The sequence below is a fragment of the Pseudomonas sp. 18.1.10 genome, from assembly GCF_024655625.1.
Taxonomy (GTDB): Bacteria; Pseudomonadota; Gammaproteobacteria; order Pseudomonadales; family Pseudomonadaceae; genus Aquipseudomonas.
The window spans coordinates 16,482-35,380 of the sequence record NZ_JANLGL010000022.1 but is presented as its reverse complement, the minus strand read 5'-3'; the positions used below and the strand labels follow the sequence as shown (position 1 = coordinate 35,380).

Genomic DNA, 18,899 nt, shown 5'->3' with positions numbered 1-18,899 from the left:
CCCATCATGTCGACTCGCCGACTCACGCAAAGTAGTTACACTATAACAATAGCCATCAGTTTGGCACTCTGTCATTACGCCTACGCCGATGCGCTGCAACTACCCGCCTCTACCGTCACCGCCCGCATGACCCAGGAAGACCCCAAGGAAGTGCCCATCAGCCTCAGCGTGGTCAGCGGCGAACAGTTGCGCGTGCAACGCCTGGACACCCTGGAAAGCGCCCTGCGCAACACTTCCGGGGTCAGCGTCAACTCGTCCGGTGGGCCGAATGACTTCAACGTGCTGATCCGTGGCGTGGGTTCGCTGTACCAGATGTCGATGGATGACAGCTCCGTCGCGTTCAACATCGATGGCGTGCCGGTGTCGTCGCGCAGCCTGGGGTTCGAGACGCTGGATGTGGAGCGCATCGAAGTGCTCAAGGGCCCGCAAGGCACGCTGTCCGGGGCCATCGGCCAGGCCGGAGCGGTGAACATCACCACCCGCCAGCCGACCCGCGAACTGCAAGGTTATGTGCGCGGCGAAGTCGGCCAGCAAGGCCAGTTCCTCAGCGAAGGCGCCATCGGCGGCCCGATCAGTGACCAACTCAGCGGGCGCCTGGCCGTGCGCAGCGCGGGCTACGACAGCTGGATCGACAACGACCAGAACAACCACCCCCTGACCAAGCCGCGTAACGAAGCCTTCCGTGGCAGCCTGCTGTGGGACGTCAGCGACGATACCCACGTGCTGTTCAGCGCCGAGCGACAAAAGACCAAACGCGCGACCAACTCCCTGGTGCTGCGCCCCTACGGCGGCGACCCGAGCCTGGACCTCAGCCCCGGCCTGTTCGATGACAACGACAAGACCACCGAGCGTTATGCGATCAAGCTCGATCACGATTTCGCCAACAGTCGCCTGACCTCCACCACCGCCACCAGCACCGCCGATTTCGAAGGCCTGATCGCCTACGATAGCAAGCTGATGGGCGCTCTCTACGGCACCCCGAGCGAGTTCTGGGTAGTGGATAAATCCTTCGAGCGCAGCTGGAGCCAGGACGTACACCTCAGCGCCCTGCCCGACGCCAACGTGTTCTGGGTCACCGGCCTCGCCGCCACGCGCAACGAACGCAGCTACGACACCCCGCGCAATACCTACGGCACCTCCGGGGCGAAGTTTCGCGATTTCACCACGACCACCTATGCGGGCTACGGCGAAGCCACCTTCCCGCTGACCGAGCGCCTGAAATTGACCACCGGCTACCGCCATTCCTGGGACCGCAAGACCTATGACGGGCAGTATTTCGCCGGCAGCGATGCGGTCAACGATTCGCGCAGACTCACCGACCACTACGGCACCGGCCGTGCCGCCCTGAGCTACGCCATCAGCCCGCAGACCAATGTCTATGTGCAGTTGGCGCGGGGCTATAAGTCCGGTGGTTTCAATGACTACGCCTCGCAGGTCAGTGACAGCGCACCCTACAAGGCCGCCGTCAGCAAAACCGCCGAGCTGGGCTTCAAGAGCGAGACCGCCGACCGCCGTGGCAGCCTCAATGGTGCGCTGTTCTTCACCCGCGTCCACGACGACCACCTGCTCGGCTACGACGCCGCCACCTTTGCCACCAACGCGTTCAACGCCGACACGCGCACCCGCGGCGCCGAACTCGAAGGCAGTTGGCACTTCGACCACGGCCTGACCCTGGCCGCCAGCGCCACCTACCTCGACGCCAAGATCACCAGCGCGGTGCTGGGCATCCAGGCCGGCGACGTCAACGCCGGCAACCGCACCCCCGACGTGCCGCGCTGGAGCGGTAACGTCAATGCCAGTTGGAAACACCCGTTGGGTAGCGTCGCCAGCCTGGGCGACACCACCCTGAACACCAGCCTCAACTACCACCTGGTGGGCGAACGCGCGGCCGATCCGCAGAACCATTTCAACCTGGACAACTACGAGAAACTCGACCTGCGCGCCGGCCTCGAAAGCCGCTTCGGCGAGGTGTATGCCTTCGCCGACAACCTGCTGAACCAGACCTACGACACCTACGGTTTCTACAGCGACCCGGTGGCCTATGGCGCCCCGGCACAACGCCGCACCCTGGGCGTCGGCTACACCTATCAGTTCTGAACAAACCGGGGAGCCGGCGCGCCGACTCCCCTCGCCTCAAAACGCGTAACTGTAACCCACCCCCGCCGAACGCCCGCGTGCCGGCATCCCCGTCAGCACCGCGTCGGTCGAGTAGGCGCCGTACAGGTCATACCGCGCATCCAGCAGGTTGTCGCCCCACAGGTAGACTTCCGAGCCGCCGCTTTCCAGCCCCAGGTGCAAATCCAGCTTGGCGTAGCCCTTGAGGTCATAGTGATTTTGCGCGTCGGCCGGGCGGTTTTTCTGCACGCGGTAGTTGAGCAAGGTGTTCAGGCGTGGCGCGGGCAGGCCCAGCAGGTTCGGCAAGTCGCGCGTCCAGGCCAGGCTGAAATTGCCACTCCACAGCGGCACATCCGGGACACGGCTGCCCGCGGCCACATCACCACCGGAGACGCCCGGCGCATCCGAAGTCACCACCGCGTTGGTGTAGCTCACCGCACTGCCCAGGGTCAGCTCATCGTTCACATGCCAGGTCGTGGACAGCTCGGCGCCCTTGCTGCGGGTGTCGGCATTCACTGCGCTGACGGCCAGGCTGGTGAAGTCGTAACCGAGCAAATGGTCATCGGCGACACGGGTGATAAACAACGCGCCTTCCACGCTCAGCGCACCGCCGGCACTTTCATGCTTGAAGCCCAGTTCGGCGGCATTCACTTTGGCTGCTTTGTACGGTTCGCTGTCCTTGACCGAGGTGGCGTAATCGTTGAACCCCGCCGACTTGTAGCCGCGCGACAACACGGCATACAGGTTGGTCTGCGTGGTCAGCGCATAGGCCAAGGCCACGCGACCGGTGCTGTAGTGGTCCTGCAGCTGGCGGCTGTCGCCGGTCACCGCGCCGCCACTGGCGTAACTGGCGCCATAGGTCTTGCGGTCCCAACTGTGGCGCAGGCCGGTGGTGAGCTTCCAGCGCTCGGCAAGCGGCACGGTGATTTCGCCGTAAGCCGCGTAGCTGTTGGTAGTGAAATCGCGCTGTTGCCAGGAGCCGTTGGTGAAGTTGTCCGAATCGAAACTGCGCTCGGAGCGCGCCAGGTTCACCCCGCCGACCCAGAACACCTCGGCGTCCGGCAGTGAGCCCAGGCGCAGGTCCTGGCTCCACACCTGCTCGCGGGCCGTGTCTTCGATCAGGTACTCGAACGGCGCACCGTAAAGGGCGCGGGTGATGTTGCGGTCGTAGCCTTTAACCGCATTGAAATCGGTGCGGGTATAGGCGCTGATCGAGGTGAGTCGCGCCTGCGCCAGGTCGTGGTTGAGTTCGAAGGAGTAGCGCGCGTTGGTCTTCTGGTTGCCATCAAATACGCCGGGGGTGTAGTCCAGGCTCGGGCGGTGGCCGAACGGGCGCAGCATTTCCAGCCCGGCGTAATGCTCGGCGCGTTGACGCTCGGCCACCAGCAGGCCGGTGGTGCCGCTGTCGTTGTCCCACAACAGGCTGCCGCGCAGGGCCAGGTCGCGGGGCCGGGTCAACGGGGCGCCGTCTTGCTGGTCATCGACCCAATTGTCAAAGCCCGAGCGGCGCACGGCAATGCGCCCGGCCAAGGCGTCGGTCAATGGCCCGCCCAGCGCGCCCTCGGTCATGAATTGGCCTTGCTGGCCGACTTCGCCGCGCACATAGCCTTGCCCGTCACGGCTCGGCTTGCGCGTGGTGACGTTGATCGCGCCGGCTTCGCTGTTGCGCCCCAGCAACGTGCCCTGGGGGCCCTTGAGCACTTCCACTTGCTGCACATCCAGGGTGGCCATGGCCGCATTGCGCACCGACATCGGCACGCCGTCCACATTCAGCTGCACCGAGCCGTCATCCATGCTCATCTGGTTCAGCGAACCGACGCCACGGATGCGCACGTTGGCATCGTTGGCGCCGCCCCACGAATTAACGTCCACCCCGGTCGTGGCGCGCAACGCGTCTTCGAGGGTGCGCAGGCGCCGGGTTTCCAGGGCCTGGCCGTCGAGCACCGACAGGCCGAACGGGATGTCCTTGGCGCTCTCCTGATGCAGCCGCGCGCTGACCGTCAGCGGCGCCAGTTCGAGGGTCTCGGGGCTGGGCCGGTAGTCGGCGGCAAACGCGCTGCACATCTGGCTGGACAGGGCCAGGGCCAAGGCCTGGGTGAGTACGTTGGCGCGCCAGCCTGGCGGTCGGCGCAGGGGTTTGAGGGTCACTTGGGCAGGCATGTAGAACTCCAGGGATAAGGGTTTCAGGGCATTCATTCCGGTGTTCCCCAGCGCTGACGCGCCTGGGTCACCACTTGATCCGAAGGCGCGCCGAGCAGGCCCTGGATCGAAACGGGCCATCCCTGGCCGGTGCGCACGGCGGCAGTCATTGCCAGCAGTTGATCGGGGCTTTGGCGGGCGACCCAGTCGAGGCTGACCAACGGCGCATAGAACGCGGCCCAGCCCTGCGCACGGGCGCTGGCCAGGGTGCCGACGGGCTCGCCGTCGCTGCCCAAGGCGCGGGTCAAGTCATCGGCCATCAGCGCGACCAAGGCGGCGCGGGCCTGTGGACCGTCCACCTCGCCCACACAGAGCAAGCCCAAGGCCCCGGCCACGCCCTGGCTGAGCCACACATGCCCCGGTTGCTCGCGCAGGTCGCTGGCACTGAGCAGTTGCTGGCGGGCCAACAGTTCAGCGATGTGCGCGCGCCGCGCCCAGCGCCCGACCCCGCTGGGTGCCACGTCCCAGTCAGGTGCCTGGGCCAGCAGCAGGTGCGCGTTGCTCAGGCGACTGGCGCCCATGCCGCTGGGCCATTGGCTCAGTTCGCTGACGACTGGGCTTGCGCCCAGGCGCCGGGCCACGCACGCGCTCATCGCCGTAAGGTCGTCGCGCACTTCGCGGGCGGTGTGCTGGCGGCTGGCATCGGCGAGCACCTGCACGCCGTCGAGGTGTTGGACCGAGGCCAGTGGCGTCAGGCGGTAAGCGAAGTCCAGGGGCTGCTGGCTGTGGCCGCTGAACGAGTGCCCATCAAGGCTGATCGTCCATTGCCAATCCCCCGCCGGAGCTACGGCTTGCGCCGCCACTGCTGCGCCCATCGGCAGCACCGGCAGCGTCGCGGGTAACCCAGCCTCAATGCGTTGCACTGGCGCGCGCAAGGCGCGCTCCGGGTCCAGGCCCAGGCGCGGCAGCACGCGGCGCGCCTCCAGCCACGTGGCCTGGGGGGTCAGCCACAGGCCGTCACCATCGGCGGGCCAACCGCTGGCGCTAACGGTCCATTGCAACGTCACGCTGCACCCTGCCACCGCACACGTACCCAAGGGGATGCGCAGGTGGTCGCTGGCCTGCTCGACGGCGACCGCTTGGCCCATGACGCTGGCGCCGGTCACGTGCAAACCCGCTGGCAGTTCGGCGTCCAGATGGCCGTTGGCGGCGATCACCCGGTCCAGGCGCCACTTCCCTTCCACCTCGCGACGCCCGCTGTCGATCTGCATCTGCACCTGCCCACCGGCAACCTGCCACGCGCCGGCAGCGGCCAGCCAACGTTGTTCCCAGGCGGCACGTTCGGCCAGTTCATCGGCGCTGGAGCGGTAATCGCCCTGCTCCACCAGGTGGCGATGCAACAACACACCGCTGCCGAGCATGGCCAGCACACCCAGCGCCAGCAGCGCCGCAGGCAAACGCCCCCATCCACGGGGCGCGAGCAACGCCGCCAGCGCGACCATCACCGCACACCCGGCCAGTTTCCAGCCCGCCAACGTCGCCAGGTACGGCCACCACGGCGCCCAGCCGGTCAACGCCGACAACGCCACATGGGCCGGGATCGCCATTTCATAGGGCGGGTAACTCACCAACCCCAGCTCATGGTTGAGCACCAGGAAAAACGTCAGCAGCATCGACGTCGCATAAGCCAGGCCGGCGCGGCGGATCAGCGTGTGCACCAGCAGCGTCAGCAGGGCCAATTCCAGCAACGGTGGTGCGAACACCAGCAGTTGATAGGTCAGCACAAAGCCCGGGGCCAGGCTTTGCGGTGCGACCAGCGCAGTCATCAACAGGCTGGCGGCCCCCGGCACCAGTGCCAGCAGCAACGTCGCCACCGCCACGCACAGCACCCGCCCGAAGAGGCGCACCCACGCCGGGGCCGGCGTGGCATGCAGCATCGCGCCCAGGCCTTCAACATCATCGCGTCGGCACACCAATCCCACCAACGCCGCCAATACAAACGCGAGCACCAGGAACAGCGCGCTGGACAGCAACGGCAAGCTCAAGTCCGCCCTCGGCACCATCGGCCCACGGGCGTGCCACACCCCATGGACAAAACCGCTGAGCACGCCCATCACCATCAGCAGCGCCAGGGCCAGCCACCACACCTTGCGGGCGAAGATTTGGCGTGACTGCCAACGGGCTTCGTACCACAACGCCCGAGGCCAATGGCTGCGCAACACGGGGCCGGGCGCACCGACACTCTCGGTCAATCGCATCGGCGGCTCTGCCAGTACTGCACCGGAACGTCGGCCCATCAGGCCCTCGCGCGTGGTGCGGGCCAATACCCAGGCCAACAGCACCAATGGCAGCGCACACCACAGGCTGCGGTTGAGCCAGAAGCCTGGGGTCAGGGCCAGCAGGGCCTGGGATTTCTGCGCCGCCGTCCAGGTTTCCACCTGGGCCTGGGCAAAGGTAAACAACGACGGATCGAGGCTGGCCGCCAACAACGGGTTGATCTGCCCGCCCTTGAGCACCACCACCGCAAACATCCACAGCAGCATCAGCACACTGGCCAACGCAAACGGCGCCGCCAACCCGCGACTGCGCAACGCCAGCAGGAAATACAGCGCGCCAATGCCGGTGCTTACCGGCAACAGCAAGGCCACCCAGGCGAACCCCAGCGCCGACCATGCGGGCGCGCCGATGCTCGCCGCTGGCACCCAACCCAGCCAGGCAAGGATCGGGCTCAGTAAAAAGCCCACCACCAGGGAGCTGGCAAGCAACCCGCCGACCATTGCCGCGCCGATAAAGCGTCCCCACAACAGCGCCGGCAGCGACACCGGCAACGCCAGCAGCACCTCTTCCAACTGCGCCTTGCGGTCGCGCAGGGCCGGCTGGGCAAACACCCAGGCCCAGGCAAAAAACAGGAAGAACATGCAGCCGCAGGACATCAGGTAGATCAGGCTCGGGGCGTTGCGCGGGATGTCGCTGGCGCCCATTTTCTGCACATAGTCGGCGTTGGTCAGGGACATCAGCAAGTAACCGGCCAAGCCGAGGAACACCAGCAAGGGAATCCCGCCGCGCAGCCCGGCACGCAGTTCTACCCAGGCTTCTCGGCGGATCAAGGCGAAGTGGTTCATGCGTCGGGCGCCTCGCCGGCCTGGGCCAAGGCCAGGTAATAGATATCTTCCAGGCGCGGTGCGTGGGGCGTAAAACGCGGGTCAAGGGGCCGTTCGCCGTGCACGATCACCCGACTGCCTTGCGGGCTGGCCGCCACATGCAACGCGGCCGGCAAGGGTTCGCCACGGCCAAACGGTGCTTGCCACAGGCGCCCCTGCTCGGCCGCCAGCAGGTCCGCGGGGCGCCCTTCGACGATGATCCGCCCAGCGGCCAGGACGGCCAGGCGACTGCACAGGTTCTCGACGTCTTCGACGATATGGGTCGACAGCAGCACAATCGACTCGGCGGCGACGTCCGCCAGCACTCGGTGAAAACGGTTGCGTTCCGCCGGGTCGAGGCCCGCCGTCGGCTCATCGACGATCAACAAACGCGGCGCGCCCACCAGTGCCATGGCAATGCCGAAGCGGCGCAGCATGCCGCCCGAATACGTAGCCAGCGCACGGTGTGCGGCGTCTTGCAGGTTGACCTTGCCCAGCAAGCCTTCAATTTCCTCGCGGCGTTGCCGGGCATCGGTGCGCCCCTTGAGCCAGGCGAAGCGGTCGAGCAGGTCACGCGCGCTCACGCCGGGATAAGCGCCCAGTTGCTGCGGCAGATAACCGAGGCGCTGGCGCAGGTGATCGGCGTCAGCCAGTACGTCCACGCCATCCAGATGAATACTGCCGGCGTCCGCCGGTTGCAGCGTCGCCAAGGTGCGCATCAGGCTGCTTTTGCCGGCGCCATTGGGGCCCAGCAAGCCATACATGCCGGGGCCCACGCTCAGGTCCACGCCGCGCAGCGCTTGGACGCCGTTGTTGTAGCGCTTGCGCAGGCCGCGCACTTGCAAACCTGAATCGACTGACATCTGCAACTCCAAAGGCACCGGTTAGGGGAAATACCTGCCCGCGAAACAGGCAGCCTGGAACGGTAGCCAGGGCCACCGGTGGGCCTCTACCCGATTCAAGTCATTTTCCAACCGTATCGCGCCGCTGGTGGGGTTGGGATGTCGAATGCGGGGCGAATTGGACTCGATGCGGGTAGCCGTCAAATCTGCAGTGACTAGCATCGTTTGCCCCGCAGAAGACCTACGGAACACCGATGACAACTGCCCTGGACACCTTGAAACGCCCGGTCAACCCGCTGATTCGCCTGGGTGTGCTGTTTGCCGCCATTGGTGCGCTGGTCAACCTGGTGCCCTTCATCGGCCTGACCGAATTGGCCCGGCTGCTCCTGGCCGGCAACGCCGCGCGTCACACCTTGTGGTCATGGGCCGCGCTGGTGGTGATCGCCCTGAGCCTGGGCTGGATGGCCAACGGCGCGGCGCTGTGGCTCACCCACGTGGCCGACCATCGCCTGCAAGCCGGCTTGCGCGACGCCATGGTGCGCAAACTCGGGCGCGTGCCCCTCGGCTGGTACAGCGACACCACGTCCGGCGCGGTGCGCAAAGTAGTGCAGGATGACCTCGAAGACCTGCACCACCTCGTCGCCCATCACGCCGTGGAACTCACCGCCGCAGTCGTCACGCCCCTCGCCGGGCTGGCGTGGCTGGCCAGCCTCAACGGCAACCTGGTGGTGCTGGCGGTGCTGACCCTGCCGGTCTATGCGCTGGCCTACGCCCTGATGATGCGCGGCTTCGGCAGCAAGATGCAGCTGCTGGACCAGAGCATGACCCGGGTCAGCGCGGCGATTGTCGAGTTCGTCCACGGGATTGCGGTGGTCAAGGCCTTCGGGCGCGGCGGCCAAGCCCATCGCAGTTATCAGCAGGCAGTCAACCAGTTCAGCCAGCAGTACGCCGGTTGGGTGCGCCCGTTGCTGCGCCTTGAGGCGTTGTCGTCGATGGCCCTGAGCGTGCCGCTGATTCTGCTGGCCAGCCTGGGCGTAGGCAGCCTGCTGTTGGCGCGGGGCTGGGTCACGCCGCTGGAGTTGTTCGCCGAAACCCTGGTGGCGGTGGTGATCCCGCAATCGTTGTTGGTAATCAACCAGAGCCTGACCGCGCAACGCACCGCCCTGGCGGCTGCGGCACGCATCGAAGCCCTGTTGAACATCGACGAACTGCCAAGCCCAACGGCCTGCCAATCGCCCGAGGACGGCGCCATTACCTTCGACAACGTGCAGTTTGGTTATGACCCCGCCCACTTGATCCTCGACGGCATCACGCTGCATTGCCCGGCGGGCACGGTCACCGCGCTGGTGGGGGCGTCGGGCGCAGGCAAGTCGACCCTGGCCAAGTTGGTGCCGCGCTTTCACGACGTCAACGCTGGCCGCGTATTGGTCGGGGGTGTCGATGTGCGTGAGATCGACCCGCACCAGCTGTATCGGCACGTCGGCTTTGTGCTGCAAGACGCGCAACTGGTGCACGGCAGCGTGGCCGACAACCTGCGCCTGGGCCGCCCGCAGGCCAGTGACGAGGATGTGCAGGCAGCCGCACGCGCGGCGCAGATCCACGGGCGTATCGAGGCGCTGCCCCGTGGCTATCAGTCGGTGATTGGCGAGGACGCGATATTCTCCGGCGGCGAAGCCCAGCGACTGTCCATCGCCCGCACGCTGCTGGCCGATACGCCGGTGCTGATCCTCGACGAAGCCACCTCCCACGCCGATCCAGCCTCCGAAGCGCTGATCCAGGACGCGCTGTCGGCGCTGGCCAGAGGGCGCACGGTGCTGGTGATCGCCCATCGCCTGGCAAGTATTCGTGGGGTCGATCAAATCGTCGTCCTCGATCACGGCCGCGTGGTGGAGTGCGGCCGTCACCTTGACCTGCTGCACGCCGATGGCGCCTACGCCCGCTTGTGGCGCGCCACCCACCCCGACCTGGAGATGTCCTTGTGATCCGCAGCCTGCTCACCCTGTTGGGCCCGGCCCATGCCGCGCGCCTCTACCGTTACCTCGCCTGGCTGGTGGCCAGCGCCGTGCTGCAAGGCCTGGCTGTCGCGTTGTTGGTGCCGATCCTGCGCGCGCTGTTCGCCGGCGACCTGGCGACGGCACTCGCCTGGCTGTGTGCCCTGGCGGCCATGGTGGTGCTGACGTGCATCGCCCACTACCAGCAGGCGATGCGCGGTTTTGCCCTGGCACTGCTGGTGCTGACGACCCTGCATAAGCGCCTGGGCCAACACCTGATGCGCCTGCCCCTGGGCTGGTTCAACGCGGAAAAGGTCGGGCGCCTGTCGCGCAGCGCCACCAGCGGTACGTTGATGGTCACCGGGTTGTTTGCCCATTACCTGGGGCCGGTGGTGTGCGGCGTGGTGGTGCCGGCCACGGTTGCCCTGACGCTGTTTGTGTTCGACTGGCGCCTGGGCCTGACCGCCGTGCTCTGTGCACCGCTGATCTATGCTACCCATCACGGGTCGGCCAACGCCATTGCGGCCAATGACCAGCGCGTCGAAGCCGCCGCAACACTGGCCGGCAACCGCGTGGTCGAGTTCGCCCGCTACCAGCCGGTGCTGCGCGCCTTTGGCCAGGCGCGGGACGGCTATGCACCGTTGCACGCGGCCAACCTGGCGCAAAAAAACGCTGGCGGCTCGATGCTGGCGCAGACCTTTCCCAAATTGCTCGCCGGTGGCCTGACGGTGCAACTGGCCTTCGCCCTGCTGGTCGGCGTCGGCATCGCCCTGGCGGCAACCGATGCAATCGACGCCATCCAACTGGTCGCACTGCTGGCCCTGGCCGCGCGCTTCGTCGGCCCCCTGGCCGAAGCTGCCGCACGCAGTGGCCTGCTGCGCATGGCCGGCAACGACCTCGATCAACTGGTGAGTATCCTGCGCGAACCCGGCCTGCCGGAACCGGCAAGCAGCCAGCCCCTGACGGCGCCCGGCAGCCTCGCGTTTGAACGCGTGAGCTTTGCCTATCCCAGTGGCCCCTCGGTGCTCAAGGACCTGAGTTTCAACGTTCCGGCCCATTCCATGACTGCCATCGTCGGCGCCTCGGGTTCGGGTAAAACCACCATCACCCGCCTGCTGATGCGCTTCTTCGATGCCAGCCAGGGCCAGGTCAAGGTGGGTGGCGTGGATGTGCGTGCACTCACCAACTCGCAGCTGATGGCGCAGTTGTCGCTGGTGATGCAGGACGTGTACCTGTTCGACGACAGTCTGGAAGCCAACATCCGCGTCGGCAACCCCGACGCCAACGCGCAGCAGGTAGCCGAAGCGGCGCGCCTGGCCGGGGTCGATGAAATCATCGCGCGCCTGCCCCAAGGCTGGCACACCCCCGTGGGCGAAGGCGGCGCCAGCCTCTCCGGCGGCGAGCGCCAGCGCGTGTCCCTGGCCAGGGCCCTGCTCAAGCGTGCGCCTATCCTGTTGCTGGACGAAGCCACCGCAGCCCTCGACCCGCAAAACGACGCTTACGTGCAAGCTGCTCTGCGCACGCTGATGCACAGCGCCACGGTGCTGGTGATTGCCCATCGCCTGCCGACCATCATGGCGGCCGACCAGATTCTGGTGCTGGACGAAGGGAGTTTGGTGGAGTGCGGCACCCATGCGCAGTTGCTGGGGCAGAACGGACGGTATGCGGGGTTCTGGAAGGAGCGTCAGCGAGCGGGGGGATGGCGGCTGGAACGAGCGGCGCAAGGCGCTGACCGTGGGTAAACCGCTCAACGCATGGTCAAACCACCGTCCACCGCAAATTGGCTGCCAGTCACGTATGACGCATCATCGGACAGCAAAAACAACGCAACTGCCGCAGCTTCGGCCGCAGTACCGACGCGTCGAAGGGGTAATTAGGTGTTCCCGGCTATATCACACCTGCAAGAGCGGACGCAGAGCGTCAAGGGATGCATTCCCACGCAGAGCGAGGGAACGATCAAGACAGTTGCTCCCACATGTCCAACATTTCCCACCGTTTGATGACTTACCGGCACATCAGTTGCCCACCGCAACGCGTTTGCCCTCCCCCCACAATCGCCTAGAAATAGTGAACGTACAGCCCGCTCAAGCCTCAGAACTGTACCCAGTGCGCTCACTCAATTCATCAACGTGGAGAGCTCCATGCGACCAAAAACATCTTTTATCTTTGACCTGGATGGAACACTGACTGACAGCGTGTACCAGAACGTGGCGGCATGGAAAGAAGCGCTCGATTCCGAACATATTCCATTGGCCATGTGGCGCATTCATAGAAAGATCGGCATGAGCGGAGGGTTGATGTTGAAAACCTTATCGCGCGAGACGGGCGTGACGATTACTGAAGAGCAAGGAAAGACGCTAAGTAAAAAGCATGCCGCTGCCTATGAAGCGCTCAAAGGGCAGATACGTGCACTGCCAGGTTCAGTCGAGCTACTCAAGACGCTTACCCACGAAAATATACAGTGGTGTATCGCAACCAGTGGGGGCCTCCCCACCGCCACGATTAATCTGGAGGCGCTTGGCTTAAATATAAATGACATTAATATTGTCACGCGTGACGACGTTAAATATGGCAAACCCGACCCGGATCTGTTCCTTGCCGCAGCGCAAAAGCTCGATGTCCCCATTGAGGACTGCGTCGTCGTTGGCGATGCTATATGGGACATGCTTGCAGCCAGGCGCTGCAAAGCGACAGGCGTGGGCTTGCTCTCTGGTGGCTACGATATCAGCGAGCTAGAAAGGGCGGGCGCTCTGAGGGTGTATGAGGACCCGCAAGACCTATTACTGCATTTGGAGGAAATAGCCTCCCGACCTTGATTTCCGACAGTCACGACCATGGCGGGCCACTTTACTCAATCAATCAAATCCAAAAGTTACCCGACTCCGACACTGGAGCCAGGACCCATGGGCGACTCGACTTCGATGTTCGCATTAGGAAGCACAAGGGAAGCCAGGTACTCGCCAAACCCGCCATGACATTTGTAGTCCCGGCGTGCACTGGTGATCACAGGGTTGGTGGCTGTCCAGATAATGCGTGCGCCAATCCTTTCGAGGTCTGCCACCAGTTGCACATCTTCATGTGCGACTAAATGCTGGAATCCACCGGCATTCAGATAAGCCTGCGCACTCAGCCCAAGATTGGCCCCATGGATATGGCGATGGTTCTCGATGAACTGGTACAGCGCGAGGTACCTGCTACGAGCTACCCCGCCATATCCACTCCAGCTGTCGACCTCAACCGTGCCGCACACTGCGTCGGCGCCAAACTCAATCTGGCGCGCGAGCCAGTCAGGCGGCACAACGGTATCCGCATCAGTGAATGCGAGCCATCGTGCACCTGCCTCAAGTAATTGCTCAGCCCCCACGGCTCTTGCTTTACCCACGTTTCGAAAGCAGACATCTACCGGAACAACGCCCTTTGCTGACACCACCGCGCCCGTATTGTCCGAGCAGTGATCCAACACGACCCGTATCTCGACCGTTTCATCTTTGAGAGAAGGATGCTCAGCGGCGACCAGCACGGAGTCCAGGCATTCGCCGATAAGCCTTTCTTCGTTATGGGCAGGTATCACGACCCCTATCATTGGCGTTCCCTCAACATGGCAGATGTGTCTTCAGCAATCGACACTGCGCACATGCAGAAGGTTTAAAGTATCGGAAATCAGCAATCAATTGAGAGGAGCCGGCTGAGGTAAAACTGCTGACACGCGCCATTTTTCTTCAACTTCGTTTCCCGTTAGCAGATAGATGGAACTCCAGGCGCCCGCGATGGCCGACATCTAGGAGGCGACACGTTGATTGCCTAGGCACAAGGTGGCTCAGATGCCCGATTTGAATGGCAAAGTTCATTACGCAGTGGCAATGATTGCGCGCGATGGCGAACCTCTTCTGATTCATAAAGGCCTGCCTGGGGCCAACGACGACACTCAGTCTCGATACCTCGAAGCGGCTGATCGATACAACCGCAAGCGGCATTTCGCTGCGACCTCAGTGCCGGCGGATAACGCAACAAAGCGCAAGCCCGTCAGGAACAAAACCGTTGAACCGGCTGCGCTGCAGTTTTGCATACAAAAACATGACGCAACTCGCCTGCATTACGACTTCCGACTTGAGCTTGATGGCACCCTCAAAAGCTGGGCAGTGCCCAAGGGGCCGTCGCTCGACCCCAAATCCAAACGCCTGGCCGTGCATGTCGAAGACCACCCTCTCGACTATGCAACATTTGAAGGGACGATACCGGAGGGTCATTACGGCGCCGGCGACGTCATTGTGTGGGATCGTGGTATCTGGAAACCCCTATCTGATCCCGCCGAGGCCTACGCTCAAGGTCGCCTGACATTCGAGTTGCAGGGCGAGAAACTGGGCGGCCTATGGAGCTTGGTCAAGACGCATATTCCTGGAAAGCAGGAGCAGTGGCTTCTGATCAAGCATCAGGATGAGTTCGCTCGATCAGAAAGCGATTACGACGTGGTGAAAGCACAATCTCACAGCGTACTGAGCGAGCGCACTATCGTGAAAAAGAAGCGCTGAGGAAAAATGACTGTGCCACGAGCTGAATCGCTACAGTAGTGCTACATCACTGGCCACTTAAAATAATAATTCAGGGGTAATCATGTCACCTTTTGATATGCAACGAATGCTGCTGGATGAATTCCCACTCTCATTTTTGCTGGAAGTTGGCTTTCGAGCCACCTTTGCTTTTTTAGCGGTTTTTCTTTTTCTGAAATCCAGTGGCAGACGAGGCATTCGACAACTGTCGCTGTTTGAACTTGTTGTGATTCTAACGCTGGGTTCAGCTGCGGGAGACGTAACGTTCTATCATGACGTACCGCTTTTACCGGTCACGGTCGTCTTTCTGACTCTTTTGCTGATTTACCGCCTGATTGTCATGGCGACGACAAAGAGCAGGAAATTTGAAGCCTGGATCGACGGTTTGCCGGTTACCGTTATCAGCCATGGCATGTTCGAAATGAAGGCATTCGATACGTTCAATATGTCAAATAGCGAATTGTTAATGGAACTTAGGCAGCAAGGTGTTGAACACCTGGGACAAGTGAGATTAGGTATCGTCGAAACTGATGGAGATCTCAGTCTTTACTTTCATGACGAGAAAGATCTCTGCCCTGGGCTATCGGTCCTTCCTAAAGAGCATCGGCCTGAATTTCAGAAAGTTCCCGCCTCTGCACTCTACTGCTGCGTGAAGTGCGGTTTCGCGCAATCTATCGATAAGGAGCAGGAAGCCCGCTGTTTACGCTGCAGTCATAACATCTGGTCAACGCCGTTGAGCAATCACCGCTCCAGGTAAGGTTTTCACATGAGAAGCGCACATGACGGGCGGTGCTCGCCCCCTCGCCCAAAGGGAAACTACCTAATAACCGTTATTTCACCGAAACCGCTTTTGTCAGATTCTGCTGCATATAAGCGAGAAAACGACGTTGAAACAGCATCGTATGCTCATGCGCTGCCTGCTCCGCCTCGTCGGCGTTACGCGCTGCGATCGCTTCCACGATGACATCGTGGTCGCGCCCCAGTCGCGTGGTGGTGCTGGCCGTGCTGACAATGTAGTCAAAATGCAGGTGCAGGAGCCGCTGGCCTTCGCCCAACAGTTTCTCGTAGTAACTGATGAAATACGGATTCTTGCCCGCCTCGGCGATGGCGATGTGGAACGCCTTGTTCGTCTCGGACATGGCCTGGAAGTCGCCCGAGGTCACGGCTTCGAGGTAGGCCGCGTCCGCCGCACGTATGCGCTTGAGGTCTTCTTCGTCGTGCTGCGTCGCCGCCAGACGGGTCACGGCGCGCTGGATCAGGTCAAGCGCCGAGACGTAGTTTGGGAAATCCTCGATCTCAAACGGCGTAACCAGCGTGGTTCGGTTGGGCAGGATCGTCACCAAACCCTCGCTGATCAGCCGAGCCAATGCATCCCTGACCGGCGAGCGGGACAGTCCGAATTGCGCGGCGAGCGACACCTCGTCCAGCGGCGACCCTGGTTTGAGCTTGAGCGTGAGGATCTGTTTGCGCAGTTCCTCGTAGATATATCGGCCACCATGGCGCTTGGTACTGGTCTCAGGGGTGTCGTTGCTCATTGGGTCACTCTCAGGGTTCTTACCGGTCGTTTGACCGCACGCAAGATTAACACCGGCGCAGGTTCAGTTAAAAACCTTCGCCCCAGGTGTCGCTCAACATAAACCCGGCCGCCAGTGGATCATCCGGATCGACACCGATCTGGTGCATGCCGTACACCCAGGCCCGCCCGGTGATGCGCGGCAAAACGGCGACGCGATCGCCGACTTCGGTCAACCCCAGTAGCTCCACCTGGAACTCGCCACCAATGGTCGAACGGGAGATCAATTGATCGCCCGGAGCGACTTGCCCACGGGCACTCAACGTCGCCAGGTTGGCCGAGCTGCCGGTGCCGCAGGGCGAGCGGTCGACACGGCCGGGGGGCAAGGTGGTGCAGGTCTGCCAAGTGGAAGCGTCGATCCGGTTGCGAAACATCACATACGCCACCTCGTTCAGGCTCTCGATCAGCGGATGCTGCACGCTGACCTGATCGTTGATAATCGTCCGCAGACGCACACCTGCATCCGCCAGCGCACGGGCATTGCCGGGCGCGATGCTCAAGCCGACTTGCTCCACATCGATCAGGGCGTAGTAGACCCCGCCAAAAGCAATGTCCACATGGATGGCGCCGAAATCCTCGGTCTGTATGCGCACGTCCAGATGCTCGACAAACGCCGGCACCATATCCAGCGAAACGCTCACGCAGCGCCCATCCGCACACTGCGCACGGGCGGTGACCAAGCCCGCCGGCGTATCAAGCACGACCGTGGTGACCGGCTCCTCCATCGCCAGGGTGCCAAGCTCCAGCAGCGCCGTGACCACGCAGATGCAATTACTGCCCGACATCGGATGCGCCTTGTCGGCCTGCAACACGATGAAGCCCGCCTGGGCCTCTGGCCGCGTAGGCGGCAGCAACAGATTGACCGACATCTGCAGGCAGCCACGGGGTTCGAGTACCACCAGCCGACGCAGGCTATCGTCGACCTCGTTGATGTAGTTCATCTTGTCGAGCATGGTCTTGCCGGGGATGTCGAGGACGCCCCCGGTGATGACTTTGCCGACTTCGCCTTCGCAATGCACATCGACCATTTGCAGCGTTTTCTTCCAGCGCATGGCGCTCTCCCTTACTTGATATACCAGCCCCACGGCTGGTCGCTGTCGTAGCGGGTGATCTGTTTGGTTTCAAGGTAGTTATTCAGGCCCCACTCCCCCAACTCCCGGCCGATACCGCTTTGTTTGTAGCCGCCCCACGGCGCTTCGGTAAAGGTTGGTTGGGAGCAATTGACCCAGACGATGCCGGCGCGCAGACGACGTGCCACGCGTTCCGCTCGCACCACATCCTTGGACATCACTGCCGCCGCCAGGCCAAAGCGCGAATCGTTGGCGCTCTTCAGCGCTTCGGCTTCATCGTCGAATGGGCGCACGCAGACCACCGGGCCAAAGATCTCTTCCTTCCAGATCCAGCTGTTGACCGGCACATCGGCGAAAATCGCCGGGGTCAGGAAATAACCGGTATTGCAATCCGTAGGCCGCGTGCCACCGTACAGCAGTGTGGCGCCCTCCTCCTGGCCACGCGCGACGGCTTGCAGAATCTTGTCGTATTGCGTGCGGTTGACCAGAGGCCCGAGTAACACACCCGCCTTCATGCCGTGGCCGATGCTGAGTTTGCGCATCTCTTCTACCAGGCGTTTCAACAGCGGCTCATACAGCCCGCGCTGGACCAGCACGCGTGAGGTGGCGGAGCACACCTCGCCCTGGTTCCAGAAGATCCCGAACATGATCCACTCGACAGCGGCTTCGATGTCGCTGTCGTCGAAAATGATGAAGGGGGATTTGCCGCCTAATTCCAGGCTGATGTTTTTGATGTCGCGGGCGGCCGCCTGCATGATTTTCGCGCCGGTCGGCACGCTGCCGGTGAACGCCAGTTTATCGATGCCCGGATGCTCGCTCAGCGGCGCACCCGCATCAGGTCCCAACCCCGTAACCACGTTCAAAACCCCGGCAGGCAGGCCTGCTTCATGGGCAATATTCGCCAGTTCCAGTGCGGTCAACGGCGTCAGTTCAGACGGTTTAAGCACCATGCAGCAACCTGCGGCCAATGCCGGCGCCACCTTCCAGGCCGCCATCAGCATTGGGAAGTTCCAGGGAATGATCGCCCCGGCCACACCCATCGGCTCCTTGCGTGCGATGCAACTGAAGCGCTCATCGGCAAGCGGTACGGTCTGCTCTTGCCGGGTATCAAGCTGTTCGGCAAGGTCGGCGTAAAAATCAAAGCAGCCAGCCGTGTCGCCGATATCCCATTGGGCTTCGGGGAAGGGCTTGCCGTTGTCCTGCACTTCGAGCGCCGCCAGTGCATCCAGACGCGCGCGGATACCGGCGGCGATGCGACGCAATACAACCGCCCGTTGCGCGCCAGTGGTCTGTGGCCACGGTCCTTCGTCAAAGGCTTTGCGTGCCGCTTTTACGGCCAGGTCGATATCGGCGGCGGTGGCGGCAGCAACGTGCGCCAGCACCGTTTCATTACTCGGGTCGATGGTCGGGAACGTGCCGCCCAACACAGGCTTTACCCAGTGACCGTCGATGTACAGATGCTCGTAGGACTTCATAAAAAAC

The 18,899-nt window shown here is 63.1% G+C and carries 12 protein-coding genes and 2 pseudogenes; 6 read left to right on the top strand and 8 right to left on the bottom strand.

What is annotated here, in order from left to right; all coding sequences use genetic code 11:
* Positions 1–60 precede the first annotated feature (60 nt).
* Positions 61–2,097, top strand: a complete 2,037-nt coding sequence (locus tag NUV89_RS06295; protein ID WP_257780652.1) for a TonB-dependent receptor — start codon at positions 61–63, stop codon at positions 2,095–2,097.
* 36 nt (positions 2,098–2,133) lie between these two features.
* Here NUV89_RS06295 and NUV89_RS06290 read toward each other — a convergent pair whose 3' ends face one another.
* From NUV89_RS06290 to NUV89_RS06280, 3 genes are read right to left on the bottom strand one after another with little or no spacing between them, the layout of a single operon-like run.
* Positions 2,134–4,275, bottom strand: coding sequence for a TonB-dependent receptor (locus NUV89_RS06290; protein WP_374684459.1), 2,142 nt, complete (start codon positions 4,273–4,275; stop codon positions 2,134–2,136).
* 32 nt (positions 4,276–4,307) lie between these two features.
* Complete coding sequence (locus NUV89_RS06285; protein WP_257780650.1) at positions 4,308–7,376, bottom strand: ABC transporter permease; 3,069 nt, start codon at positions 7,374–7,376, stop codon at positions 4,308–4,310.
* On the bottom strand, positions 7,373–8,257 hold the full coding sequence (locus NUV89_RS06280) for an ABC transporter ATP-binding protein (protein ID WP_257780649.1): 885 nt from the start codon (positions 8,255–8,257) through the stop codon (positions 7,373–7,375). The genes NUV89_RS06285 and NUV89_RS06280 overlap by 4 nt, the downstream gene beginning before the upstream one ends.
* A gap of 233 nt (positions 8,258–8,490) precedes the next feature.
* Here NUV89_RS06280 and NUV89_RS06275 point away from each other — a divergent pair, with 233 nt between their 5' ends.
* Positions 8,491–10,218, top strand: coding sequence for an ABC transporter ATP-binding protein (locus NUV89_RS06275; RefSeq protein ID WP_257780648.1), 1,728 nt, complete (start codon positions 8,491–8,493; stop codon positions 10,216–10,218).
* A complete protein-coding gene (locus NUV89_RS06270; protein WP_257780647.1) occupies positions 10,215–11,969 on the top strand; it encodes an ABC transporter ATP-binding protein in 1,755 nt (584 codons plus the stop codon). Before NUV89_RS06275 ends, NUV89_RS06270 begins: the two co-directional genes overlap by 4 nt.
* 5 nt (positions 11,970–11,974) lie before the next feature.
* Here the strand turns inward: NUV89_RS06270 and NUV89_RS06265 are convergent.
* Positions 11,975–12,085 (bottom strand): annotated as a pseudogene (locus NUV89_RS06265) (SDR family oxidoreductase); the annotation flags it as partial.
* A 283-nt stretch (positions 12,086–12,368) separates the two neighbouring features.
* Here NUV89_RS06265 and NUV89_RS06260 point away from each other — a divergent pair.
* Positions 12,369–13,043, top strand: coding sequence for an HAD family phosphatase (locus NUV89_RS06260; RefSeq protein WP_257780646.1), 675 nt, complete (start codon positions 12,369–12,371; stop codon positions 13,041–13,043).
* Between the two features lie 56 nt (positions 13,044–13,099).
* Here the strand turns inward: NUV89_RS06260 and NUV89_RS06255 are convergent, their stop codons facing one another.
* Positions 13,100–13,810, bottom strand: coding sequence for a glycosyltransferase family 2 protein (locus tag NUV89_RS06255; RefSeq protein WP_257780645.1), 711 nt, complete (start codon positions 13,808–13,810; stop codon positions 13,100–13,102).
* A 319-nt stretch (positions 13,811–14,129) separates the two neighbouring features.
* On the opposite strand from NUV89_RS06255, the pseudogene NUV89_RS06250 reads away from it, so the two are divergent.
* Positions 14,130–14,753 (top strand): annotated as a pseudogene (locus NUV89_RS06250) (DNA polymerase ligase N-terminal domain-containing protein); the annotation flags it as partial.
* An 85-nt stretch (positions 14,754–14,838) separates the two neighbouring features.
* On the top strand, positions 14,839–15,531 hold the full coding sequence (locus NUV89_RS06245; protein WP_257780644.1) for a DUF421 domain-containing protein: 693 nt from the start codon (positions 14,839–14,841) through the stop codon (positions 15,529–15,531).
* Positions 15,532–15,604: 73 nt separating this feature from the next.
* On the opposite strand, the gene NUV89_RS06240 is transcribed toward NUV89_RS06245, so the two are convergent.
* The 3 genes from NUV89_RS06240 to NUV89_RS06230 all read right to left on the bottom strand — a co-directional run bounded on the left by NUV89_RS06240 (position 15,605) and on the right by NUV89_RS06230 (position 18,892).
* Entirely contained in the window at positions 15,605–16,309 is a 705-nt protein-coding gene (locus tag NUV89_RS06240) for a GntR family transcriptional regulator (protein WP_257780643.1), read from the bottom strand.
* A 67-nt stretch (positions 16,310–16,376) separates the two neighbouring features.
* Entirely contained in the window at positions 16,377–17,399 is a 1,023-nt protein-coding gene (locus tag NUV89_RS06235; RefSeq protein WP_257780642.1) for a proline racemase family protein, read from the bottom strand.
* 11 nt (positions 17,400–17,410) lie between these two features.
* A complete protein-coding gene (locus NUV89_RS06230; protein ID WP_257780641.1) occupies positions 17,411–18,892 on the bottom strand; it encodes an aldehyde dehydrogenase family protein in 1,482 nt (493 codons plus the stop codon).
* Positions 18,893–18,899 lie beyond the last annotated feature (7 nt).